Annotated in this window: 20 protein-coding genes; 10 read left to right on the top strand and 10 right to left on the bottom strand. The window is 58.6% G+C overall.

The genetic code is table 11. The annotated features are described in order from the left end of the window. Position 1 precedes the first annotated feature (1 nt). The 3 genes from QZR14_RS14310 (at position 2) to QZR14_RS14300 (ending at position 1,729) form a co-directional block, all read left to right on the top strand. The gene (locus QZR14_RS14310) at positions 2 to 277 is read left to right on the top strand and encodes a hypothetical protein (protein WP_311996918.1); all 276 of its coding nucleotides are present in this window, start codon (positions 2 to 4) and stop codon (positions 275 to 277) included. Positions 278 to 532: 255 nt separating this feature from the next. After that, positions 533 to 1,117 (top strand): papain-like cysteine protease family protein, encoded by a 585-nt coding sequence (locus QZR14_RS14305; protein ID WP_311996917.1) that lies wholly within the window; start codon positions 533 to 535, stop codon positions 1,115 to 1,117. 12 nt (positions 1,118 to 1,129) lie between these two features. Beyond that, a complete protein-coding gene (locus QZR14_RS14300; RefSeq protein ID WP_250603611.1) occupies positions 1,130 to 1,729 on the top strand; it encodes a hypothetical protein in 600 nt (199 codons plus the stop codon). 54 nt (positions 1,730 to 1,783) lie between these two features. Here QZR14_RS14300 and QZR14_RS14295 read toward each other — a convergent pair whose 3' ends face one another. Beyond that, entirely contained in the window at positions 1,784 to 3,124 is a 1,341-nt protein-coding gene (locus QZR14_RS14295; protein WP_103306179.1) for a DEAD/DEAH box helicase, read from the bottom strand. A gap of 191 nt (positions 3,125 to 3,315) precedes the next feature. Between QZR14_RS14295 and QZR14_RS14290 the strand changes: the two genes are divergently transcribed. Beyond that, entirely contained in the window at positions 3,316 to 4,614 is a 1,299-nt protein-coding gene (locus QZR14_RS14290) for a mechanosensitive ion channel family protein (protein ID WP_250603609.1), read from the top strand. Positions 4,615 to 4,704: 90 nt separating this feature from the next. On the opposite strand, the gene QZR14_RS14285 is transcribed toward QZR14_RS14290, so the two are convergent. The 3 genes from QZR14_RS14285 to QZR14_RS14275 all read right to left on the bottom strand — a co-directional run bounded on the left by QZR14_RS14285 (position 4,705) and on the right by QZR14_RS14275 (position 7,034). Further along, positions 4,705 to 5,562: a carboxylate/amino acid/amine transporter gene (locus tag QZR14_RS14285; protein ID WP_311996916.1), complete on the bottom strand. Its 858-nt coding sequence runs from the start codon at positions 5,560 to 5,562 to the stop codon at positions 4,705 to 4,707. A gap of 327 nt (positions 5,563 to 5,889) precedes the next feature. After that, positions 5,890 to 6,489 carry an FMN-dependent NADH-azoreductase gene (locus tag QZR14_RS14280; protein WP_110720045.1) on the bottom strand — a complete coding sequence of 200 codons (600 nt, stop codon included), beginning with the start codon at positions 6,487 to 6,489 and terminating at the stop codon, positions 5,890 to 5,892. 230 nt (positions 6,490 to 6,719) lie between these two features. Further along, entirely contained in the window at positions 6,720 to 7,034 is a 315-nt protein-coding gene (locus QZR14_RS14275) for a 3-phosphoglycerate kinase (protein ID WP_250603603.1), read from the bottom strand. 49 nt (positions 7,035 to 7,083) lie between these two features. Between QZR14_RS14275 and QZR14_RS14270 the strand changes: the two genes are divergently transcribed. The 5 genes from QZR14_RS14270 (at position 7,084) to aqpZ (ending at position 12,319) form a co-directional block, all read left to right on the top strand. Continuing rightward, positions 7,084 to 8,007, top strand: a complete 924-nt coding sequence (locus QZR14_RS14270) for a LysR family transcriptional regulator (protein WP_007914443.1) — start codon at positions 7,084 to 7,086, stop codon at positions 8,005 to 8,007. A gap of 14 nt (positions 8,008 to 8,021) precedes the next feature. Then, positions 8,022 to 8,825, top strand: coding sequence for an alpha/beta fold hydrolase (locus QZR14_RS14265; RefSeq protein WP_311996915.1), 804 nt, complete (start codon positions 8,022 to 8,024; stop codon positions 8,823 to 8,825). A gap of 3 nt (positions 8,826 to 8,828) precedes the next feature. Continuing rightward, positions 8,829 to 9,392, top strand: coding sequence for a peptidylprolyl isomerase (locus QZR14_RS14260; protein WP_250603599.1), 564 nt, complete (start codon positions 8,829 to 8,831; stop codon positions 9,390 to 9,392). 88 nt (positions 9,393 to 9,480) lie between these two features. Then, entirely contained in the window at positions 9,481 to 11,313 is a 1,833-nt protein-coding gene (locus QZR14_RS14255; RefSeq protein WP_250603597.1) for an ABC transporter ATP-binding protein, read from the top strand. Positions 11,314 to 11,623: 310 nt separating this feature from the next. Then, positions 11,624 to 12,319, top strand: a complete 696-nt coding sequence (aqpZ, locus tag QZR14_RS14250; RefSeq protein WP_250603595.1) for an aquaporin Z — start codon at positions 11,624 to 11,626, stop codon at positions 12,317 to 12,319. A 103-nt stretch (positions 12,320 to 12,422) separates the two neighbouring features. Here aqpZ and QZR14_RS14245 read toward each other — a convergent pair whose 3' ends face one another. After that, positions 12,423 to 13,547 (bottom strand): GNAT family N-acetyltransferase, encoded by a 1,125-nt coding sequence (locus QZR14_RS14245; RefSeq protein WP_250603593.1) that lies wholly within the window; start codon positions 13,545 to 13,547, stop codon positions 12,423 to 12,425. A 107-nt stretch (positions 13,548 to 13,654) separates the two neighbouring features. Next, positions 13,655 to 14,980 (bottom strand): hypothetical protein, encoded by a 1,326-nt coding sequence (locus tag QZR14_RS14240; RefSeq protein ID WP_311996914.1) that lies wholly within the window; start codon positions 14,978 to 14,980, stop codon positions 13,655 to 13,657. Positions 14,981 to 15,356: 376 nt separating this feature from the next. Here QZR14_RS14240 and QZR14_RS14235 point away from each other — a divergent pair, with 376 nt between their 5' ends. After that, on the top strand, positions 15,357 to 16,679 hold the full coding sequence (locus QZR14_RS14235) for a putative porin (protein WP_007914428.1): 1,323 nt from the start codon (positions 15,357 to 15,359) through the stop codon (positions 16,677 to 16,679). A gap of 183 nt (positions 16,680 to 16,862) precedes the next feature. On the opposite strand, the gene QZR14_RS14230 is transcribed toward QZR14_RS14235, so the two are convergent. The 4 genes from QZR14_RS14230 to hrpA all read right to left on the bottom strand — a co-directional run bounded on the left by QZR14_RS14230 (position 16,863) and on the right by hrpA (position 23,197). Further along, positions 16,863 to 17,102 (bottom strand): anti-sigma factor family protein, encoded by a 240-nt coding sequence (locus QZR14_RS14230; RefSeq protein WP_250603589.1) that lies wholly within the window; start codon positions 17,100 to 17,102, stop codon positions 16,863 to 16,865. Then, positions 17,096 to 17,707 carry an RNA polymerase sigma factor gene (locus tag QZR14_RS14225; protein ID WP_250603587.1) on the bottom strand — a complete coding sequence of 204 codons (612 nt, stop codon included), beginning with the start codon at positions 17,705 to 17,707 and terminating at the stop codon, positions 17,096 to 17,098. The genes QZR14_RS14230 and QZR14_RS14225 overlap by 7 nt, the downstream gene beginning before the upstream one ends. Before the next feature lie 137 nt (positions 17,708 to 17,844). Then, on the bottom strand, positions 17,845 to 18,966 hold the full coding sequence (locus QZR14_RS14220; RefSeq protein WP_311996913.1) for a beta-ketoacyl-ACP synthase III: 1,122 nt from the start codon (positions 18,964 to 18,966) through the stop codon (positions 17,845 to 17,847). Positions 18,967 to 19,285: 319 nt separating this feature from the next. After that, positions 19,286 to 23,197 (bottom strand): ATP-dependent RNA helicase HrpA, encoded by a 3,912-nt coding sequence (gene hrpA, locus QZR14_RS14215; protein WP_311996912.1) that lies wholly within the window; start codon positions 23,195 to 23,197, stop codon positions 19,286 to 19,288. Positions 23,198 to 23,256 lie beyond the last annotated feature (59 nt).

The following is a 23,256-nucleotide window of genomic DNA, read 5'->3' as shown; positions in this document are numbered from 1 at the left end:
CATGAAAATACTTAACACATTATTGATCGCCACCACCCTTGCCTGCGCCCTACCCGCCTGGGCCTGTACGCCGGAAGAAGCCACTGCCAAACGCGAACAACTGGCCAAAGAGGTCGCCAAGCTCACCGAACAGAACCCGGCCAAAGCCGAGGAGATCAACGCAGAGTTGCAGAAGATGGACTTGGGCACGGCGAGTGCCGATTTGCCGGACAAGTGCCAGTTGATCGATCAGCGGTTGAAAGAGTTAGGCACGGCGGAGAAAAAAGCGGAAAGCTAAAAGCGAAAGATCGCAGCCTTCGGCAGCTCCTACACCGATCCCTGTAGGAACGTCCGAAGTCTGCGATCTTTCGCCCTTGAAAATGCACCAATGCATTAATTATTTGCATTAACGCATACCCGCATCTACGGTTACATCGAGCAACAAGATCGGAACCGGCCATCGGAGATGGCAACCGCTGAACACCGATCGCTCGGCAACACCGCTACACCCACACAAGCTGGACGCTTGTTTTCACTCATGGAGGATTGAAAAATGTTAACCACAGAAGCAACGCAATTCACCGGCGAATCTTTGCCAAGGTGCCTGGCCAGTCATCTGCTCGACCCACAACTGGTCGAAGTCGAAGCCGCTGAACAGCTCAGCGCCCTCGCCGCCGGCAGCCTCAACTTCAATATGCAGAAACAGACCCAGACCAACTGGTGCTGGGCCGCCGTGTCCGCCTCGGTCGGCAATTATTACGGCACCGGTAACTGGACTCAGTGCGGCGTGGCCAGTACCCAGCTTGATCGCAATTGCTGCAACCAGCCGGGGCCGTGCAACGTCTACGGCTATCTGGATTCGGCCCTGCAAACCACCCGTAGTTACAACGGCATGAATCAGGGCTCGTTGCAGATGTCGGCCATTCGGAACCAGATCAGCATGGGCCGCCCGGTCGGTCTGCGCTGCGCCTGGTACGGCGGCGGTGCGCACTTTCTGACGATCTACGGCACCAACGGCGATTACGTATTGGTTGCAGACTCGATCTACGGCTATTCGACCCGTGCGCTGAACGCGTTTCCGCGAGCCTACAACGGCGGCGGTAACTGGACTCACACCTACTTCACCGTAAAAAACTAGGAGGGCGACATCATGCAACTGACTTATCCAAAGGCGCCTTCCAACGGCGTACAAACCTTACGCCCGGCGCTGCAAGCCGCGCTGCAAACCCAGGGGTTCGGCGCCAATCGCCAGTTCGCCAATGCAGTACCTGCGAAAATCAGCCTCAGCGAGGCGTACCGTGGCTACTCGCTGAATCTGGAGGACTTGAGCCACGGCAAAGGCCTGAAAGATGCCCGCCTCGGCGACTGGCATTACCTGGTGTTTGCCGACGGCGTGACGATTGCCGATGCGCAACTGGCCGAGGTGCGCGGGCATGTCGAGTTTGCCTCGCTGAACCACGGCGATCACGCCGCCGCGACGGTGGCTGCGCTGAAACTGGCGGAACAAGCGCCGCAATTGCAGGGTAAAACCGTTGAGCTGCGTGTGCTGTTTGTCTCGGCACTGCACGTTGTAGCGATCTGGCTGCACGCCGACGGTGAGGATGTGCTGATTCCGATCGCGCCGACGCCGAAGGAGCTGGCGGTCACGCGGCTGTACAGCGAGGCAGCCTTGCTCGCAGCATTGAAACCGGCGGCTGATCAGACCAAACGGCGCTTTGATGCCGACACCAGTGGCCAGCTCGGCAACTGATGGACGAAAAAAAACCCGGACACTGTCCGGGTTTTTTTATGCACGCCTGGAAGCTTATTCAGCCGCAGGCTCTGCTGGCTTGCGACGCTTGAGCGGTGCCATGCCATCGCTGCTCACCAACGAGTCCGGCTTCGGACGGTTGACGCTCTTGCGCTTGGTTGGCGTCTTGGCGGCGGTTTTCTTCTTGTCGCCCTTGGCGTCGGTCTTTTTCTTCTTCACGCCAACGGCTTTGCCCGAGGCCTTGACCTTTTTCGGCCCGCCGTAGGTGCCTTTGACTTCCTTGATAGTGCGGCGCTCGAAGCTCTGCTTCAGGTAGCGCTCGATGCTCGACATCAGGTTCCAGTCACCGTGGCAGATCAGCGAGATCGCCAGACCGTCGTTACCGGCACGACCGGTACGACCGATGCGGTGTACGTATTCGTCGCCGCTGCGAGGCATGTCGAAGTTGATCACCAGATCCAGGCCATCAACATCCAGACCACGGGCCGCGACGTCGGTAGCGACCAGAATCTTCACGCCGCCCTGCTTCAGACGATCGATCGCCAGTTTGCGATCCTTCTGGTCTTTTTCGCCGTGCAGCACGAACGCCTTGTATTCCTGAGCCACGAGGCGGCCGTAGATGCGGTCGGCCATGGCGCGGGTGTTGGTGAAGACGATAGCCTTCTGATAGGTCTCGTTGGCCAGCAGCCAGTTCACAATCTGCTCTTTGTGCTGATTGTGGTCAGCGGTGATGATCTGCTGACGGGTCGTCGAGTTCAACTGGCTGACCGCATTGAGCTGCAAGTGCTCAGGGTTGTTCAGCACCTTGGCGATCATTTCGCGCAGGCCGGAACCGCCGGTGGTGGCGGAGAACAGCATGGTCTGCTGACGGTTAGGGCATTCGTCGACCAGACGCTGCACGTCCTCGGCAAAGCCCATGTCGAGCATGCGGTCGGCTTCGTCGAGCACCAGTACTTCGACTTCTTTGAGGTCGAGGTTGCCGGCGTTGAGTTGCTCGATCATCCGGCCCGGGGTGCCGATCAGGATGTCCGGCACTTTGCGCAGCATGGCGGCCTGGACCTTGAAGTCTTCACCGCCGGTGATCAGGCCCGACTTGATGAAAGTGAACTGCGAAAAGCGTTCGACTTCCTTCAGGGTCTGTTGGGCCAGCTCGCGGGTCGGCAGCAGGATCAGCGTCTTGATGCTGACGCGAACCTTGGCCGGGCCGATCAGGCGATTGAGGATTGGCAGAACGAAAGCGGCGGTTTTGCCGCTACCGGTTTGCGCCGTCACCCGCAGATCACGCCCTTGGAGCGCCAGCGGGATGGCCGCGGCTTGCACAGGCGTTGGCTCGACAAATTTCAGCTCGGCCACAGCTTTTAGCAGGCGTTCGTGCAGGGCGAATTGGGAAAACACGGGTGCTACCTCGAAGATATGCAAAAAAACAGCTGCATAGGTTACCGGTTTCGAGCGCTCAGGCCGAGTTTCTTTATACAAACGGACGTAATCAGTGGCTTTTTTGTTGCTCGATTTGTCTCCAACGGTAATACACGGCGTCTTAAATGCTCTAATCGCCCATCGCGTCTTACAGAAGAATCGTTGCTCATATGGATTTCAAACAGCTCTGGCACAACGCCCAGGACCTCTGGGGCACCCTCGAACAACATCCACTGTTGCAGGCCGGTCTGGCTTTGACGGTGTTATTGGTCATCGCGCTGGTGCTCGGACGAGTGGCGCGTTACCTGATCCTGCACGCCAGCCGCATGCTCGGACGCCAACCGGCGCTGCACTGGATCAATGATTTTCGCCACAACAAGGTGTTTCAGCGTCTGGCGCAGATGACGCCGTCGCTGGTGATCCAGTTCGGCCTGCACCTGGTGCCGGAACTGAGCAAAACCGCGATGACCTTTCTCGGCAACGTGGCGCTTTCGTTCACCATACTGTTCCTGCTGCTCTCTATCAGTGCCCTGCTCAATGCCCTGCTCGACATCTATGCGCGTACCGAACATGCGCGTACGCGCTCGATCAAAGGCTACGTGCAACTGGCGAAAATGGTTCTGTACGTGTTTGGCGCGATCATCATCGTCGCCACATTGATCGACCGTTCGCCGCTGTTGCTGCTCTCGGGTCTGGGTGCGATGTCGGCGGTGATTCTGTTGGTCTACAAGGACACGCTGCTGTCGTTCGTTGCCAGTGTGCAACTGACCAGCAACGACATGCTGCGCGTCGGCGACTGGATCGAAATGCCGCAAGTCGGCGCCGATGGCGACGTGGTCGACATCACCCTGCACACGGTCAAGGTGCAGAACTTTGACAAGACCATCGTCTCGATCCCGACCTGGCGCCTGATGTCCGAGTCGTTCAAGAACTGGCGCGGCATGCAGCAATCCGGGGGTCGACGAATCAAACGCAGCCTGTTCATCGATGCAAGCGGCGTGCGTTTCATCCGTGACGACGAAGAAGAAAAGCTCTCCCAGGTACACTTGCTCACCGATTACATGAGCCGCAAAAAAGCCGAGCTCAAGGCGTGGAACGAGGCCCAGGGCAATGTCGCGGCGATGTCGGCGAACCGCCGGCGCATGACCAATATCGGCACGTTCCGCGCGTATGCACTGGCGTATCTGAAGAGTCATCCGGAGATTCAGCCGAACATGACCTGCATGGTTCGGCAGATGCAAACCACGGCGCAGGGTATTCCGCTGGAGATCTACTGCTTCACCCGCACCACGGCGTGGGCCGATTACGAGCGGATTCAGGGGGATATTTTCGATTATCTGCTAGCAGTGCTGCCGGAGTTCGGGTTGAGCCTGTATCAGCAGCCGAGTGGTGGGGATTTGCGTTCGGGATTGCTGCCGGCGGTGCTCGGCTCGGCCAGCATTCCCGAGCCACAGAAACACCTGATGTAACCCAAAATTCCCGTGTAGGAGCTACCGAAGGCTGCGATCTTTTGACTTTAAAGATCAAAAGATCGCAGCCTGCGGCAGCTCCTGCAGGGGTTATGCGGTACGTCTGATACCCAGTCGACTGATCCATACGGCGGCAAGGATGACGCTGCCACCCAGGAACAATCTTCCAAGCTCCTCATGCTGATTCCAGATCAGCAAATTCAACAGCAACCCCACCGGCACGTGCAGATTGTTCATCACCGCCAGCGTGCCGCCGTTGACCATGCACGCACCCTTGTTCCACCAGTACATGCCCAGCGCGGTCGAGGCCAGACCGAGAAACAGCAAAACGCCCCACTGCAGCGGTGCTTCCGGGAGGAAGTTGGCTTTGCCGAACATCAGGAATGCCGGCAACACCACCGCCAGCGCGCCGAGGTAGAAGAAGCCGAAACGCCGGTAATGCGGCAGGTCACTCGGGTGCTTCGCCACCAGATGCTTGTACATCACCTGGCCGGCGGCGTAGGTGAAGTTGGCCAGTTGCAGCAGCAGAAAGCCCATGAAGAAGTCCGGACTGACGCTGTCGAAACGAATCACCGCCGCACCGCCCACCGCCACCAACGCGGCGATCAGCGCCCAAGGGTTGAAGCGCCGGTTCAGCGCGTCTTCGATCAGGGTCACGTGCAGCGGCGTGAGGATAGTGAACAACAACACCTCCGGCACCGTCAGCACGCGGAAGCTCAGGTACAGGCAGACGTAGGTCACGCCGAACTGCAGCGCACCGATCAGCAGCATGCCGCGCATAAACGCCGGTTCCACCGAGCGCCAGCGGGTCAGCGGAATGAACACCAGCCCGGCCAGCACTACGCGCACCAGCACCGCGAAATAACTGTCGACGTGACCGGCCAGGTATTCGCCGATCAGACTGAAGGAAAACGCCTGGATCAGCGTGACAAAAAGTAGATAGCCCATGCTCGCCTCGAAATCGAATGGCGGCGACGATAGCGGTTTTTACTTTCTGGAACCAACACAAATCCCCATGTAGGAGCTGCCGCAGGATGCGATCTTTTGATCTTGTTTTTTAAAATCAAAAGATCGCAGCCTGCGGCAGCTCCTACAGAGGGATTGTTTGAACCAGAAAATATCGCAGGCAAAAAAAAGCCCGATCTCGCTAATGCGTTCAATCGGGCTACAGCACTCAGGAGCAACAAGTGCAAAGGGAGGTTCGATGCGCGTAAAGCCTTGAAGGGGTTGCGCCAGGACACTTAAACAATCGGCGATTATCTGGCGATTAAGCTATCAAGCGACCTGAGACAGTTTGGCGTTGGCCTGATTCAGGCCCTTCTCCTGGAAGTCACCACCGAGGTTCATGCCTTCGGCGTGAATGAACGTCACGTCGTTGATGCCGATGAAACCCATGACCTGACGCAGGTACGGTTCCTGGTGGTCGGCCGGGCCGCCGGCGTAGATGCCACCGCGAGCGGTGAGCACGTAGGCACGTTTGCCGCTGAGCAAGCCTTGCGGGCCAGTTTCGGTGTACTTGAAGGTCACGCCGGCACGCAGCACGTGGTCGAGCCAGGCCTTGAGGGTGCTCGGGATGGCGAAGTTGTACATCGGCGCGGCCATCACCAGCACGTCGGCGGCGAGCAACTCATCGGTCAATTCGTTGGAACGATCCAGCGACGATTGCTCGTTGGCATTGCGCTGCTCGGCGGGCTTCATCCAGCCCCCCAGCAGGTTGCTGTCCAGGTGGGGCACCGGGTTCGCGGCGAGGTCACGCACAGTGATCTGATCGTTGGGATGCGCCGCTTTCCACTGACTGATGAAAGTCTGGGTCAGTTGACGGGAAACCGAGTCTTGCTGGCGGGCGCTGCTTTCGATGATCAGAACGCGGGACATGGTGTGTAGCCTCCATCCGAGAATGTTGTAAGTCGATGGAGTGAAGGTTAAACAGAGTCGAATCGATGAAAAAGCGCAAATAATTGCTGCAAAGCATCGAATAATTCGTTTAGATGCAGTTGGGACCCTGTGGGAGCGAGCCTGCTCGCGAAGGCGGTATATCGGTCAGAAAATGTGTCGACTGACACTACGCCTTCGCGAGCAGGCTCGCTCCCACAGTAAATACGCTGTTATTTCGGGGTGCAGGTCAGCTCGATGCGCAGCTTGATGATCTCGCGAGTGAACTTGGCCGTGGCGTTTTTATGTTTGCCCGCCGGGACATCGATGCTGCGGATGCGCGGCGCTTCCGGGCCATTGCTGAATTTCGCTTTGCAGGTCGCATCGACATCACCGTAGTTGGCCACCCGAATCGAGCCGATGTCGTTATCGGTGTCGAAGGTCTCGTAATCGATCTTCATGCCGTTGAGATTTTTCTGCACATCGATCGGGTAAGCAAAAGCAGTCAGCGGCAGCAGCGCCAGCAGCACACAACAGAATTTTTTCATTCGGCAGTCTCCATGAGGGACGGCCAGCTTAGGACAAGAGGAGCTATTGATGAAAGCGCCCCGCGTGACCCTTGATCAATGGCGAACATTGCAGGCCGTGGTCGACCACGGCGGTTTTGCCCAGGCCGCCGAGGCCTTGCACCGTTCGCAATCGTCGGTGAGTTACACCGTCGCCCGCATGCAGGACCAGCTCGGCGTGCCGTTGCTGCGCATCGACGGGCGCAAAGCCGTGCTCACCGAAGCCGGCGGCGTGCTGCTGCGTCGTTCGCGGCAGTTGGTGAAACAGGCCAGTCAACTGGAAGACCTTGCCCATCACATGGAGCAAGGTTGGGAAGCCGAAGTACGGCTGGTGGTCGACGCCGCCTATCCAAGCGCGCGGATTGTCCGCGCGTTGACCGCGTTCATGCCGCAGAGTCGCGGTTGCCGCGTGCGTCTGCGTGAGGAAGTGTTGTCGGGTGTCGAGGAAGTGCTGCTCGAAGGGGTCGCCGATCTGGCCATCACCGGCCTGAGCATTCCCGGCTACCTCGGCGCGGAATTGAGCGATGTAGAGTTTGTCGCCGTCGCCCACCCCGATCACCCGCTGCACCGGCTCAACCGTGAGCTGAGCTTTCAGGATCTGGAAACCCAGATGCAGGTGGTGATCCGCGACTCCGGCCGCCAGCAACCACGGGATGTCGGCTGGCTCGGCGCCGAGCAGCGCTGGACCGTTGGTAGCCTTGCCACGGCCGCCACGTTTGTCAGCAGCGGCCTCGGTTTTGCCTGGCTGCCCCGGCACATGATCGAGCGCGAACTGAAAGATGGCTCGCTCAAGCTGCTACCGTTGGACAGAGGCGGCAACCGCAATTCCAGCTTCTATCTGTATTCGAACAAGGACAAACCCCTGGGCCCGGCCACGCAAATCCTCATCGAACTGCTGCGTACCTTCGACACCTTGCCGCTGGACGCACCGTTCGCCGCCCCTGAACAAGCCTGACACGGAGTTCACCGATGGCGTATTTCGAGCACGAAGGTTGCAACCTGCACTACGAGGAATATGGCCACGGTACGCCGTTGCTGCTGGTTCACGGACTCGGTTCGAGCACGCTGGACTGGGAACTGCAGATCCCGGCACTGGCCGCGCACTATCGGGTGATCGTTCCGGACATCCGTGGCCACGGACGTTCGGACAAACCCCGCGAGCGCTACAGCATTGCCGGTTTCAGCGCCGACCTGCTGGCGCTGATCGAGCACTTGAACCTCGGCCCGGTGCACTACGTCGGGCTGTCGATGGGCGGGATGATCGGCTTCCAGTTTGGTGTCGATCATCCTGACCAGCTCAAGAGCCTGACCATCGTCAACAGCGCGCCCGAGGTCAAACTACGCAGCCGCGACGACTACTGGCAGTGGTTCAAACGCTGGAGCCTGATGCGCGTGCTCAGCCTAGCGACCATCGGCAAAGCCCTCGGCGGCAAGCTTTTCCCCAAGCCCGAGCAGGCTGATCTGCGGCAGAAAATGGCCGAACGCTGGGCAAAAAACGACAAACGTGCTTATCTCGCCAGCTTCGATGCGATTGTTGGCTGGGGCGTTCAGGAACGACTTTCCCGAGTGACCTGTCCAACGCTCGTCATCAGCGCCGACCGTGACTACACACCGGTGGCACTCAAAGAAACCTATGTAAAACTACTGCCGAATGCGCGGCTGGTGGTGATCGCCGATTCGCGCCACGCCACCCCGCTCGATCAACCCGAACGCTTCAATCAAACGCTGCTGGAGTTCCTCGCCGCAGCCGATATTCAATCTCAGGATCTCTGACCCATGTTGAAAAAACTCGCCCTCGCCGCTGGTACTGTGCTGTTTGCCGCCAACCTGATGGCTGCCACGCCGGTCAAAGCACCGCACGTGCTGCTGGACACCACCAACGGCCAGATCGAAATCGAACTGGATCCGGTCAAGGCACCAATCAGCACCAAAAACTTTCTGGATTACGTCAACAGCGGTTTCTATACCAACACTATTTTCCACCGTGTGATCCCGGGCTTTATGGCTCAGGGCGGCGGCTTCACACCACAGATGCAGCAGAAAGAGACCAAGGCGCCAATCAAGAACGAAGCCAGCAATGGTCTGCATAACGTTCGTGGCACCCTGTCGATGGCACGTACTTCCGATCCAAACTCGGCCACCAGCCAGTTCTTCATCAACGTGAAGGACAACGACTTCCTCGACCCGGGCCGCGATGCCGGTTACGCAGTGTTCGCCAAAGTGGTCAAAGGCATGGACGTGGTCGACATCATCGTCAACTCGCCGACCACCACAAGACAAGGCATGCAAAACGTGCCTTCCGACCCTGTGATCATCAAGTCGGCCAAAGTCATCGACTAAGCTGTACAGGGCGTATCGAGCGGCGCCGGCCTGATCCCGCGCCGCTCACACCGATAAAAGGAGAGCCCGTACTCCGGGCGGTTATCTGATGCTCTATCGCCGTTTCGAACAACTGATCGACATATTCCGTGAAGCCCCGACGGCGTCTCCGCCGGACCGCGTTCTCCCCTTCTACACCTATTACCTCAAGCAGGTCTGGCCGAGTTTTGCCGCCCTGCTCGTCGTTGGCCTGTTCGCCGCGCTGATCGAAGTGGCCCTGTTCAGTTACCTGAGCCGCATCATCGACCTGGCCCAAGGCACACCGAACCCGAATTTCTTCAGCGACCATGCCCTCGAACTGACGTGGATGCTGGTGGTTGCCCTGGTGCTGCGACCGATCTTTTTCGGCCTGCACGATCTACTGGTGCACCAGACCTTGAGCCCCGGCATGACCAGCATGATCCGCTGGCAGAACCACAGCTACGTGCTCAAGCAGAGCCTGAATTTCTTCCAGAACGATTTCGCCGGGCGCATCGCTCAGCGCATCATGCAGACCGGCAACTCGCTGCGTGACTCAGCGGTGCAAGCGGTGGATGCGCTGTGGCACGTGGTGATCTATGCGATCAGTTCGCTGGTGTTGTTCGCCGAGGCCGACTGGCGCCTGATGATCCCGCTGTTGACGTGGATCGTCGCCTACATCGGCGCGCTGTATTACTTCGTACCGCGTGTGAAAGACCGTTCAGTGGAAGCCTCCGACGCACGCTCGAAACTGATGGGCCGCATCGTTGACGGCTACACCAACATCGCGACGCTGAAGCTGTTTGCCCACACCAACTTTGAACAGCACTACGCCAGGGAAGCCATCGAAGAACAGACCGTCAAAGCACAAATGGCCGGTCGCGTCGTCACCAGCATGGACGTGGCAATCACTGCCATGAACGGTTTGCTGATTGTCGGCACGACGGCGTTGGCCCTGTGGTTGTGGACGCAGTCGCTGATCACTGTCGGTGCGATTGCGCTGGCCACCGGCCTGGTGATCCGCATCGTCAACATGTCCGGCTGGATCATGTGGGTGGTCACCGGCATTTTTGAAAACATCGGCATGGTTCAGGACGGTCTGCGCACCATCTCGCAGCCGGTCAGCGTCACCGATCACGAACTGGCCAAACCGCTGGACGTGGCCCGTGGCGAAGTGCGTTTCGAGCATGTGGATTTTCACTACGGCAAGAAACGCGGGATCATCGGCGACCTAAATCTGAACATCAAACCGGGTGAGAAAATCGGTTTGATCGGGCCGTCCGGTGCGGGCAAATCGACCCTGGTCAACTTGCTCCTGCGCCTTTACGACGTCGAAGGCGGACGGATTCTGATCGACGGCCAGAACATCGCCGAAGTCGGCCAGGAAAGCCTGCGCGCACGGATCGGCATGATCACCCAGGACACCTCGCTGCTGCACCGTTCGATCCGTGACAACTTGCTGTACGGCAAACCCGATGCGACCGACGCAGAATTGTGGGACGCGGTGCACAAGGCGCGCGCCGATGAGTTCATTCCGCTATTGTCGGACGCTGAGGGCCGCACAGGTTTTGATGCGCATGTCGGTGAGCGCGGGGTGAAACTGTCCGGCGGCCAACGCCAGCGTATCGCGATTGCGCGAGTGCTGCTCAAGGACGCGCCGATCCTGATCATGGACGAGGCGACCTCGGCACTGGACTCGGAAGTCGAAGCGGCGATTCAGGAAAGCCTGGAGACCCTGATGCAGGGCAAAACCGTGATCGCGATCGCGCACCGACTCTCGACCATCGCACGGATGGATCGCCTGGTGGTGCTGGAGAACGGCAAGATTGCCGAGAGCGGCACCCATGCTGAATTGCTGGCTCACCGTGGCTTGTATGCACGGCTGTGGGCGCATCAGACCGGGGGGTTTGTCGGCATCGACTGACAGTTCTGCCCGACGCAAATCCTGTGGGAGCGAGCCTGCTCGCGAAAGCAGTCTGTCAGTCCCATTGATGTTGACGGATACACCGCTTTCGCGAGCAGGCTCGCTCCCACAGGGGATTTGCGCAGCTCCGACTGGATAAAACCGCCACAGCCCGCCATCCACGGGCGCTGGCGGTTTTTTTTGTGCCTGCTGGAAATCGGTTAAAAGCCTGCTGTACTCAGCCAAGGTTCCGGCACGAAACCTGTAGTAAATCTGCAGGGATGCACAACGCGATGCAGTCTCGATAGCAGGGCTATCAAGGACGCCTCTCATGTCTCTGTTCAAACGTTCAGTCACTGAGTTGTTAGGCACGTTCTGGTTGGTATTGGGTGGTTGCGGCAGCGCGGTGATTGCCGCGTCTTCACCGTTGGGTATCGGGGTGCTGGGGGTGGCCCTGGCGTTTGGTCTGACGGTGCTGACCATGGCCTTCGCCATCGGTCACATCAGCGGATGTCACCTCAACCCGGCCGTATCGGTCGGTCTGTTCGTCGGCGGTCGGTTTCCGGCCAAAGAGTTGCCCGCCTACATAATCGCGCAGGTGCTCGGCGCGATTCTCGCCGCGGCGCTGATCGCACACATCGCCAGCGGCAAGGAGGGTTTCGACATCGCCGCCGGCCTGGCCTCCAACGGGTATGGCGAGCATTCGCCGGGCAAATACTCGATGGCGGCAGGGTTTGTGACCGAAGTGGTGATGACGGCAATGTTCGTGATCATCATTCTGGGAGCGACCGACAGGCGCGCGCCGCCGGGGCTGGCACCGATCGCCATCGGCCTGGGCCTGACGCTGATTCACCTGATCTCGATTCCGGTCACCAACACCTCGGTGAACCCGGCGCGCAGCACGGGGCCAGCGCTGATGGTCGGCGGCTGGGCGATCGCGCAGTTGTGGATGTTCTGGGTCGCGCCGTTGATTGGCGCGGTGGTCGGTGGCGGGATCTATCGCTGGTTGGGCAAAGAGGAAACCTGAAACCTGCGATGATCTCCCTGTAGGAGCTACCGAAGGCTGCGATCTTTTGATCTTGCTTTCAAAAATCAAAAGATCGCAGCCTTCGGTAGCTCCTACAGGAGATTTATGTCTGGCGATAGGGCAAGGCTGTTTTTGCTTCCTCGGCATAGGCCAGAACGCCAGCGCGTTCCTGTTTCAGGAAATCCTTCACCGCCGCTTTCAACCCCGGATGGCGCAGGTAATGCCATGAATGGGTGATCACCGGTTCAAAGCCACGAATCAGCTTGTGCTCGCCTTGGGCGCCGGCATCGAAACGCTGATAACCCTGCGCGATCGCATAATCCATGCCCTGATAAAAACAGGTCTCGAAGTGCAGCCGATCAAATTCCGCCAGACAGCCCCAATAGCGCCCGTAGAAACTGTCGCCACCGACCAGACTGAAGGCCATCGCCACTGGCCGTGAGCCTTGTTTGGCCAGTACTACGCGGATCGCCTCGGGCATGCGCTCGGCCAGCAGACTGAAAAATTCCCGCGTCAGGTAGGGCGTCTGACGCCGCACCGCATACGTGTTGGCGTAGCAGGCATAAACAAAATCCCACTGCGCCTCGTCCAGCTCGCGCCCTTCCAGCCATTCAAATTCAAAGCCCTGCCCCGCCACTTGCTCGCGTTCCTTGCGCATCTGTTTGCGCTTGCGCGAACTGAGTACATCGAGGAAATCCTGGAAGTCGCGATACCCGCGATTCTGCCAGTGATACTGACAGCCGATGCGTTGCAGCCAGCCCGGTTGTTCGGCCATTGCAGCGTCGGTGAAAGGATCCGTGAAGTTGATGTGTGCGCTGGAAAGCCCTTCGATCTCCAGGTAACCAGGCAGGCTCTTGAGCAGTTCGAAACCGTCTTCGACATTGGCCGCCAACAAGCGCGGGCCGCTGACCGGGCTGAACGGCACGGCGCTCAACAGCTTGGGGTAGTAATCGATGCCGGCGCGGGCGCAGGCGTCGGCCCAGCCGTGATCGAACACGTACTCGCCGTAGGAATGCCACTTGCGATAACTGGGTAACGCGGCGATCAGACGATCATCTTCGATGTGCAGCAGATGCTCAGGTTGCCAGCCGGTGTGAGGGCCAACGCTGCCACTGTCTTCCAGTGCACTGAGAAAAGCATGGCGCAGAAAGGGCTGGCTTTCAGGCACCAGCGCATCCCAGCTTTGTGCTGCTACTGCCGATAAACTTTCATAAACGTGCAACGTCATTTCGTTTCTCGATGGATGCCCCTCTCACCACCGAGTATCCCCGATCTTCAATCCAAGCCAAAACAATAAACCACATCGAAAGGGATCAAAGTCGGGGAAACAGAGAGTCAGCCCTTGAACCGCACTACATACACACGACCGTCACCCGTGGTTCCTACAACGACAACTGCGTTGTCTTCCTGCACTGCGATGCCTCCCGTATAGGCGTTTTCATTAATATTGAAGGCAATCCATCCCTTATGCTCTCTACCAAAACTGCTATCCAAAGCGCCGTCACTTAGAAAACGGCAAAGTGCAAGGCTTGATGAGGGCAGTACCCTATTTTCGCTCATTTCGTTATAACGAGCAGGAGTCAAAACATCTCTGGACTGCAGCACATCTGAAGGTCGTGGATCCGATGCATAACCCATTGCAAGAATCCGCCCGTCTTCCTGTACCGCACCGTGATACCAATCCGTTGAGTAGTTTATTTCGGTGAATACCGGATCACCGTTATTAAATTTTTTATCAGGAGAGCCATCAACGACAAAACTGCGCAATGCGCCTCGATGACGGATAAAATCTCCGCTTTCAATATCTGCGTGACGCCCCACCGTTAATAACGTTGGGTTACCCGTGTCAGGTAGACTCTTGACTTCCGAATAGTGACCTTCAAATACAGTGAACCCATCCTCGCCATAACTGGAATCTACTTCCCCACGAAGAGAAACCCTGCATAGTGCCCCAACTCCATCTGCACCATCGACGGAACCAGCCAGATAAATACCCTCGGGTGTTGCTCGGACACGATCAAGTTGTGCACCGCGAGGGTGTTTTATATTGACAGTCCCGGTACCGGCAACTCCGAACTGCTTATCAAATTGGCCGTTCCGGTCAAGACACGTCAAGACAGTAGAGAGACCGTTGGCTAGGCGAAACGCCGCCACGTAGGTTTTCCCGTTATCGAAAGACCAGTTTGGCGCCCACCGAGGATCCATGAAACGAAGATCTCCATCTGCGAAATCCGGATCGATAACCTGGTACCCATCACTTCCATATGCCGTGTCCCGAACCCCATTCAACCGATAGCTGGCAACGGCTGGGCAATATCTGATAACGCCCTCTTTCAACACTTGAGTCGTCCCCAGAATACGCACCCGATCGTCGTCCACCGCAATCCGGAAACCGGTCGAACGTTCAGCGCCGAAAAAGGAATCCAGCAGAATACCGTTAACGGCAAAATCTTCAGCGAAAGAGCCGTCTGGATTCAGAACAACTATCGCAAAGCGCCCCTCAACAGTACCGGCAATATAAATACGCCGATCGGAACCTATTGCAACGTCATATGCAGCAGCGGTCTCACCCTCGTAAAAACGAAAGGTTAGAACACGACCTCCGTTGAAACTTTCATCAAGATCACCCGATGAAATTAAAGCGCTAAATTGACTATTCATTTGAATGCCTCCCGTCCCGGATTACCTGGTCGTTTTCGGCAAAAAGAGAAATGCTCGAAAACCGTTATTTGATCCCTTCAAATCAAACATCAATCCAGCATTGCCCGCCACTGTCAGAACTTACAGGTTTATCGATTCAGCAACTCAATAGTCGATATAGACGTTTGTCGCTCTTATCTGCTTGGAGGAATGACTTTTCAATCGCCCGCTCGTCATCAACCTGCCATCACTGTGCCACTGCCCTGTCATAAACCATCGCGATACTGGCGCCTGTTTTTAGAGCGCCGGGTTCTACCCGGACACTGTTTTCCGACGTTCGAATCGTCGGTTGTGCCCCGGATGGCTGTGCCATCCCCTCTCATCTTCGGAGATTGCTATGCGTCTTGCTTCCACGAAAACTGCGGCGGCCCTGTGCGGTGGCTTGTTGCTGGCCATGAGTGTTCCGGCCAGTGCTGCAGTCGACGCCAAACTGCTCGACATGCTCAAGGCTAACGGTTCCATTTCCCAGGCGCAGTACATCGAACTGCAAACTGAACTGGCCAAGGATCAGAAGGCTCAGCAAATCGCGCAGCAGGCGCAGCAAGAGACCAACGAACAAGTCGCCGCTGTTGCGAAGAAAACCAACGAGCAAAGCGTCTTCGATCAGAAACTGGCCTGGGCGGCCAAGACCCAGTTCAAGGGCGATGTGCGTATCCGTCAGGAAACCATCAAGATCGACGGCGAACCGAACAACGGCGGCCGCGACAAGGACCGTCAGCGCATCCGTGCCCGTCTGGGTGCCTACACCGAGATCAACCCGCAGGTCGACACCGGTATTCGTATCGCCACTGGCGGCGGCGACGATGCCCGTTCGACCAACCAGGATCAGGACAACTACTTCGACAAGAAGCAGATCTGGCTGGATCTGGGCTACATCGACTACCACCCTGACCAGATCAAGAACCTGCACATCATTGGCGGCAAGATGCTCCAGCCGTGGGTCAGCATGGGCGACGTGATCTGGGACAGCGACATCAACCCGGAAGGTCTGGCCGTTACCTACAAATATCCACTGGGCAGCAGCGCCGAACTGTTCGGCAGCCTGGGTAACTACAACCTCAAGGACAACGTCGACGGCGACGGCGTGCAGTTCCGTCACGACCTGCGCCTGACCGCTGGCCAATTGGGTAGCCGTTTCAACATCACCGACAACCTGAAAGTGACCCTGGGCGGCAGTGTCTACGCCTACCAGAACGACGAAGACAGCCGCTGCACCGGCACTTCCACACCGTGCGCCCTGGCGGTCAACGGCAACTCGGCCAACAACGAATTCCGTCTGTATGAAGGCTTCAGCCAGGTCGACATCGGCGGTCTGCCAATGCCCCTGTCGTTCTACGGCCAGTACGTGAAGAACAACGACGCCGTGACCGATCAGGACACCGCGTGGCTGTTGGGTGCCAAGTCGAAAGTCTTCGGCCTGAACCTCGATTACAACTACCGCGACGTGCAGCGCAACGCCGTAGTCGGCGCCTTCACCGACTCCGACTTCGCCAACGGCACCACCGGTTCCCGTGGCCACAAGTTCAAGGTCGGTTACGACATCGACAAGAACTTCGCCATTGGCGCGACGTACTTCCTGACCAAGGCCGACTTCGCCAGCCGTACCCAGCGTGACGCTGACGCCAACACCTTGCAGTTGGACGCGGAAGCCAAGTTCTAAAACGCTTCACCCTTTAGCCCGGTGCGGGCGGGACGATCCCCATCATCCGTTCGCTTCACCCGCACCGGGTTATTTCAGCAGGATGCAAAAACCCCCTGTAGGAGCTGCCGAAGGCTGCGATCTTTTGATCTTGATCCTGAAAACAAGATCAAAAGATCGCAGCCTCGTTTCACTCGACAGCTCCTACAGGGGGTTATCTTTTCGTCGTTGCTCGGCCAGGCGTTCGGCCAGTTCTTCGACGCCTTCTACCGGTTTCTCCGGCAGCGCCTTCAACGTGGCCTGCATCAAACGCATCTGTCGAATGAAACGCCGACAGTTCGGACAAAACATCAGGTGATGACGCACCATCCACTTTTCGCGAAAGCTCAATTGCTCATCGAGATAATCGCTGGAGCGCGCCACTTGCTCCTTACAGGTCAGCATTCTCCTGTCTCCTCAAAATGCTCCACGGTCGCGAAGACTTTCAGCCGCGCACGATGCAGCAGCACACGGACATTGGAGAGCGAGATCTCCAGAAGATTACAGATCTCTTCCAGCTCCAGCCCCTGGCGTTCACGCAACAGCAAAACGCTGCTTTGCAGTTCCGACAGGCTTAGCAGCGTGTGCTCCAGACACTCGCGCAGTTCGCCTTCAGTAAGTAGCGCTTCGGGTGTGTCCTGGTGCCAGGCGAATGGGGCGACCAGCCAATGGCCGTCACCGGGAGAAAAACGGTCGTCGTCGATCGTGCCGTGGGGCGATGGCAAATCATCCATCAACACTTCCCGGCGATTTTGTTTATAACGACTTTTGGCCGAGTTGGCCGTAATGGTCAACAGCCAGGTCTTGAGACTGGAACGACCTTCGAAGCTGGCAATGTGGCGCACCACCGAAAGCCAGGCATCCTGCACCACTTCTTCGACATGTCGCTGGCCGACAATCGCATACGCCACGGCACGCATGGCGCTCTGGTACGTCGTCACCAGTTCCTTGAAAGCCTGTTGCTCGCCCGCCAGCAGACGCGCAAGCAGTTGGGTGTCGTCAGCCGCCATCCATCAATCCCCTTGTACCGATCCCGGAAATAAACGCGGCAGGTCTCTACCTGCCGCCATTTCCGAAAAATTACAGCGTTTGAGCCGATTCGGATGTAGGAAAGTTCGGCGCGATTAAGAGGAAATTAAACCTATTTTCAACGCTTGCGCAGGATCACGCTGCCGATCGAATAGCCGGCACCGAACGAACTCAGCACCGCCAGCGAACCGCTCGCCAAATCATCCTGATATTTGTGGAAAGCAATCACCGAACCCGCCGAGCTGGTGTTGGCGTAGGTGTCGAGAATCACCGGGGCTTCTTCCTCGGTGGCTTCGCGGCCCAGCAACTTGCGCACGATCAGGTGGTTCATGCTCAGGTTGGCCTGGTGCAGCCAGAAGCGTTTCACGTCACCGACGTTGAGCTGGTTCTCTTCCAGGTGTTCGCCAATCAGCTCGGCAACCATCGGGCAAACGTCCTTGAACACCTTGCGGCCTTCCTGCACAAACAGCTTGTCGCGGGTACCGATACCCTCTTCCGCTGCGCGGTTGAGGAAGCCGAAGTTGTTGCGGATGTTATTGGAGAACTTGGTCAGCAGTTTGGTGCTGACTACATCGAACTGGTGCTTGGACGTCGCGGTGTCCGCACGCTCGATGATCACTGCAGTCGCGGCGTCGCCGAAGATGAAGTGGCTGTCGCGGTCACGGAAGTTCAGGTGCCCGGTGCAGACTTCCGGGTTGACCATCAGGATTGCCCGGGCCTGGCCCAGTTGCACGCTGTTGGCCGCAGCCTGGATGCCGAAGGTGGCCGAGGAGCAGGCCACGTTCATGTCGAAACCAAAACCCTGAATGCCCAAGGCTTCCTGGACTTCGATGGCGATGGCCGGATAGGCGCGCTGCAGGTTGGAGCAGGCAACGATGACGCCGTCGATATCAGCGGCGGTTTTGCCCGCGCGTTGCAGGGCCTGTTCGGCAGCGCCGATGGCCATCTGGCAAAGCACCGACCATTCGTCGTTGGAGCGTTCCGGCAGACGCGGGGCCATGCGTTGCGGATCGAGGATGCCATCCTTGTCCATGACAAAGCGGCTCTTGATGCCCGAGGCTTTTTCGATGAACGCGGCGCTGGATTCGGTCAAGGCCTGGACTTCGCCGCTGGCAATGGCTGCGGCGTTGTCGGCGTTGAACTGGGCGACGTAGGTATTGAAAGACTGCACCAGCTCTTCGTTGGAGATGCTGTTGGCCGGGGTGTACAGGCCGGTGCCGCTGATGACGACGTTATGCATGGTCGTTTCTCTAATCTGTTCAGGCAGAAAGTGCTGGAACCGTCGTACCAACACACAAAGGGTCTATTCCCATCCGGGGGACGCAAACCTGGCATCGCTTTATTCCGTCGCGCGACACGGCCGAGGGCTCTAGGTCGCGAAACCGGCGTTTATGGTCGCGAAGTTTGCCATAAACGCGGACTTTTGGCGCCTTTCTCAAGATCGACACGGATGATCGTTCCCACGCTCCTGCGTGGGAATGCAGCCCGTGACGCTCCGCGTCACTGGACGCGGAGCGTCCCCAGAGGCATTCCCACGCAGAGCATGGGAACGATCAACGTTACGGTTCGACCTGGCTCCACTGCTTGTTCAGGCGTTTGTCGGAGATCGGGACTTTGGTGCCCAACTGCTGGGCGAACAGCGACACCCGGTATTCCTCCAGCCACCAGCGATACAGCTCAAGCTGCGGATCGCGTTTGCCTTCCTGCGCATGTTTGGCCGCGCGCGTCTGGTATTGCGACCAGAGGCCGGCGAGTTCGCCGCTCCAGACCCGATCCTTCTGCACCTGCGCGCCGAGCTTTTCGAAGCGCTGCTCGACGGCTTTCAGATAACGCGGCAGCTCTTTGAGCCACTGCATCGGCGTCTCGCGGACAAACCCCGGATACACCAGATTGCCGATTTGCTGCTTGATGTCGTTCAGCGCGACGGCTTGGGCCAGATCGATCTTGCCCTTGAAGCGCTTTTGCAGACCGTGCCAGAGCTTGAGAATCTCCAGGGTCAACCGGGCCACGCGCTCGGCGTGCTCGGTCCAGTTGCCGCGTTTGCGCTCGGCCAGTGCCGCCAACCCGGCGCCGTCGCGGGGCAACGGGTCTTCGCCTTCCAGAATGCAGCTATCGAGACTGGCCAGCAGAATGTCTTCGACCAGCGCATCGACGCGACCCAACTCGCGGTAGAGCAAGCCCAGTTCGGTCTGCCCCGGCAACTTGCCGCGCAGGAACTTGGCCGGCTCAGCCAATTGCTGCATCAACAAGCGCTGCAAGGCGCGACGATGCTGGAACTCGGCCTCGGCCGGGGTCGAGAAGCGCCCTTCCTTGACCGTACCGCCCTCTTCGACCAGCGCCGGATACACCGTCATCGACAGCCCGGCGATCTTCTGCTGAGTCTTTTCCGCCACCGGCGCGAAGACTTTCGCCTCCACCGGCTGCTGACTTTTCGCACTCTGCGGCACCGCCAGTGCGGCCTGACTGGCTTCGGCAAACCGCGCCGTCAACTCCGCCAGATCGCGGCCTTCGCCGAGGAATTTGCCTTGGCCGTCGACGATTTCCAGGTTCATCCGCAGATGCCCCTCCACGCCTTGCTCAGCCTCGGCCCACGCCTCGTCGCTGACCCGAGCGCCGGTCATGCGCAGCAATTCGCGACCAAGCGCCTGCGGCAACGAACCCTCGGCAAAGGTCATGCGTTGCAAGGCAGCCTTGATGAAGTCCGGCACCGGCACGAAGTTCTTGCGCAAGGCTTTCGGCAGGTTGCGCACAAGGGCGATGCACTTGGCCTCGATCAGCCCCGGCACCAGCCATTCCAGGCGTTCCGGTGGCAGCATCGGCAACAGCGGGGCCGGCACGCGCAGAGTCACGCCGTCGCGCGGATGATTGGGCTCGAAGTGATAAGTCAGCGCCAGTTCCAGATCGCCGATGTGCAGCGTGTCCGGGTAATCCCGCGCGGTGACTTCACTGGCTTCGCGGGCCAGCACGTCTTCTTCGCGCATGATCAACAGTTGCGGGTTCTTCTGGCTGTTGATGCGGTACCAACTGTCGAAAGTCGCGGTCTGATGAATCTCCGCCGGCAAGCGCGCGTCGTAGAACGCGTACAGGGTTTCTTCGTCGGCGAGAATATCGCGACGACGGGCCTTGGCTTCCAGTTCATCGAGCTGTTCGAGCAACTGTTTGTTGGCGGTCAGGCACTTGGCTTTCGATTGAATTTCGCCACGCACCAGACCTTCACGGATAAACAGCTCACGGGAAACCACCGGATCCACCGGGCCGTAATGCACCGGGCGGCGGCCGACCACGATCAGCCCGAACAGAGTGATCTGCTCATAGGCCACGACCTGGCCGCGCTTCTTTTCCCAGTGCGGTTCGAAGTGGTTTTTCTTGATCAGGTGCCCGGCCAATGGCTCGATCCAGTCGGCATCGATCTTGGCGACCATCCGCGCGTAGAGCTTGGTGGTTTCTACCAGTTCGGCGGTCATCAGCCATTGCGGGCGCTTCTTGCCAATGCCCGACGACGGGTGGATCCAGAAACGTCGCTGACGCGCGCCGAGGTAATCACCGTCCTCGGTTTTCTGCCCGATCTGGCTGAGCAAGCCGACCAGCACCGCTTTGTGCAGTTTCGCGTAATCCGCCGGCTCTTTGTTCAGGCTCAGCTGCATGTCGCGGCAGATCAGGCTCAACTGCCGATGGGAATCGCGCCACTCGCGCAGACGCAGATAGTTGAGGAAATTCTTCCGGCACCAGTTGCGCAGCGGGCTGGCGGTCAGTGCCTGGCGCTGCTCTTCAAATCCGCGCCACAGATTCACTAAACCGGCGAAGTCGGAATCAACGTCTTTCCATTGCGCGTGGGCCTGATCGGCGGCTTGCTGACGTTCCGGCGGCCGCTCGCGCGGGTCTTGAATCGACATGGCACTGGCGACGATCAGCACTTCCTGCAAACTGCCGAGCCTGGCTGCTTCGAGCAGCATGCGGCCCATACGCGGGTCGACCGGCAGGCGCGCCAACTGACGGCCCAATGGGGTCAGCTGACTGTTGCGATCCACCGCCGAGAGTTCTTGCAGCAGGTTGAAACCGTCGCTGATCGCCTTGCCATCCGGCGGCTCGATGAACGGGAATGCGGTGATCTCGCCGAGGCGCAGATGCAGCATCTGCAGAATCACAGCGGCGAGGTTGGTGCGCAGAATCTCCGGATCGGTAAATTCCGGGCGTCCATTGAAATCTTCTTCGCTGTACAGCCGAATGCAAATGCCCGGCTCTACCCGGCCGCAGCGACCTTTACGCTGGTTGGCACTGGCCTGGGAAATCGCTTCGATCGGCAGACGCTGAACCTTGGCGCGATAGCTGTAACGGCTGATGCGCGCGGTGCCGCTGTCGATCACATAACGGATGCCCGGCACGGTCAGCGAGGTCTCGGCGACGTTGGTTGCCAGCACCACGCGACGGCCCGGGTGCGACTGGAAAATCCGCTGCTGTTCGGCCGGCGACAGGCGCGCGTACAACGGCAGGATTTCGGTGTGTTTGAGCTGGGCCTTGCGCAGCATATCGGCGGCGTCACGAATCTCGCGCTCGCCGGGCAAAAACACCAGCACATCACCGGGACTGCGACGTTCGCTGCGCTCATAAGCGGCAATTTCATCGAGGGTGGCGAGGATCGCTTGATCCACCGTCAGGTCATCCTCAACGCGGTTGCCCTCTTCGTCCTGCTCCAGGGTCAGCGGGCGATACCAGGTTTCTACCGGGAAGGTACGGCCGGACACTTCAACAATCGGCGCGTCATCAAAATGCTTGGAGAAACGTTCCAGATCGATGGTCGCCGAGGTGATGATAACTTTCAGGTCCGGGCGACGCGGCAGCAGGGTTTTCAGGTAGCCGAGCAGGAAGTCGATGTTGAGGCTGCGTTCGTGGGCTTCGTCGACGATGATCGTGTCGTAGCGTTCGAGGTAGCGGTCGTTCTGGGTTTCCGCCAGCAGAATACCGTCGGTCATCAGCTTGATCAGCGTGTTGGAATCGCTTTGATCCTCGAAACGCACCTGGTAGCCAACCAATGAACCGAGCGGTGTGCCGAGTTCTTCGGCGACGCGACTGGCAACGCTGCGCGCAGCGATCCGGCGCGGCTGGGTGTGGCCGATCAGACCGTGCTGACCGCGACCGATTTCCAGACAGATTTTTGGCAACTGGGTGGTTTTGCCCGAGCCGGTTTCGCCGGCGATGATCAGCACCTGATGTTTCTCGAGCGCAGACTTGATTTCATCGCGCTTGGCGGCGATCGGCAGGCTGTCGTCGTAACGAATCACCGGCAGGCTGGCACGGCGAGCCAGCACCTGATCACAGGACGCCTGCATGCGCGTCACCCACTGAGCCAGCTTGGCCTCGTCGGGTTTCTTGCGCAGCTCAAGCAACTGCCGCCGCAGCCGGTGACGGTCGGCGAGCATGGCGTGATCGAGGTTTTTCAGCAGTTTGTCGATGGAGGGCGATTCGTCGGTCATCGGGTAGGCAATTCGGTCGTCTATTTATGCAGGGGGCGGATTGTCGCAGATTTGGCGGA

Source organism: Pseudomonas sp. rhizo66, assembly GCF_031931925.1.
In the GTDB taxonomy this organism is placed as follows: Bacteria; Pseudomonadota; Gammaproteobacteria; order Pseudomonadales; family Pseudomonadaceae; genus Aquipseudomonas.
Note: the sequence above shows the minus strand (reverse complement) of the source record. Positions and strands in the feature narration are given on the sequence as shown.

Coding starts and splice junctions, on each gene's coding strand:
- QZR14_RS14290 (WP_250603609.1), top strand. CDS start 3,316: ATGGATTTCAAACAGCTCTGGCACAACGCCCAGGACCTCTGGGGCACC.
- QZR14_RS14240 (WP_311996914.1), bottom strand. CDS start 14,980: ATGAATAGTCAATTTAGCGCTTTAATTTCATCGGGTGATCTTGATGAA.
- QZR14_RS14245 (WP_250603593.1), bottom strand. CDS start 13,547: ATGACGTTGCACGTTTATGAAAGTTTATCGGCAGTAGCAGCACAAAGC.
- aqpZ (WP_250603595.1), top strand. CDS start 11,624: ATGTCTCTGTTCAAACGTTCAGTCACTGAGTTGTTAGGCACGTTCTGG.
- QZR14_RS14225 (WP_250603587.1), bottom strand. CDS start 17,707: ATGGCGGCTGACGACACCCAACTGCTTGCGCGTCTGCTGGCGGGCGAG.
- QZR14_RS14285 (WP_311996916.1), bottom strand. CDS start 5,562: ATGGGCTATCTACTTTTTGTCACGCTGATCCAGGCGTTTTCCTTCAGT.
- QZR14_RS14310 (WP_311996918.1), top strand. CDS start 2: ATGAAAATACTTAACACATTATTGATCGCCACCACCCTTGCCTGCGCC.
- QZR14_RS14255 (WP_250603597.1), top strand. CDS start 9,481: ATGCTCTATCGCCGTTTCGAACAACTGATCGACATATTCCGTGAAGCC.
- QZR14_RS14280 (WP_110720045.1), bottom strand. CDS start 6,489: ATGTCCCGCGTTCTGATCATCGAAAGCAGCGCCCGCCAGCAAGACTCG.
- QZR14_RS14265 (WP_311996915.1), top strand. CDS start 8,022: ATGGCGTATTTCGAGCACGAAGGTTGCAACCTGCACTACGAGGAATAT.
- hrpA (WP_311996912.1), bottom strand. CDS start 23,197: ATGACCGACGAATCGCCCTCCATCGACAAACTGCTGAAAAACCTCGAT.
- QZR14_RS14270 (WP_007914443.1), top strand. CDS start 7,084: ATGAAAGCGCCCCGCGTGACCCTTGATCAATGGCGAACATTGCAGGCC.
- QZR14_RS14260 (WP_250603599.1), top strand. CDS start 8,829: ATGTTGAAAAAACTCGCCCTCGCCGCTGGTACTGTGCTGTTTGCCGCC.
- QZR14_RS14220 (WP_311996913.1), bottom strand. CDS start 18,966: ATGCATAACGTCGTCATCAGCGGCACCGGCCTGTACACCCCGGCCAAC.
- QZR14_RS14230 (WP_250603589.1), bottom strand. CDS start 17,102: ATGCTGACCTGTAAGGAGCAAGTGGCGCGCTCCAGCGATTATCTCGAT.
- QZR14_RS14275 (WP_250603603.1), bottom strand. CDS start 7,034: ATGAAAAAATTCTGTTGTGTGCTGCTGGCGCTGCTGCCGCTGACTGCT.
- QZR14_RS14305 (WP_311996917.1), top strand. CDS start 533: ATGTTAACCACAGAAGCAACGCAATTCACCGGCGAATCTTTGCCAAGG.
- QZR14_RS14235 (WP_007914428.1), top strand. CDS start 15,357: ATGCGTCTTGCTTCCACGAAAACTGCGGCGGCCCTGTGCGGTGGCTTG.
- QZR14_RS14300 (WP_250603611.1), top strand. CDS start 1,130: ATGCAACTGACTTATCCAAAGGCGCCTTCCAACGGCGTACAAACCTTA.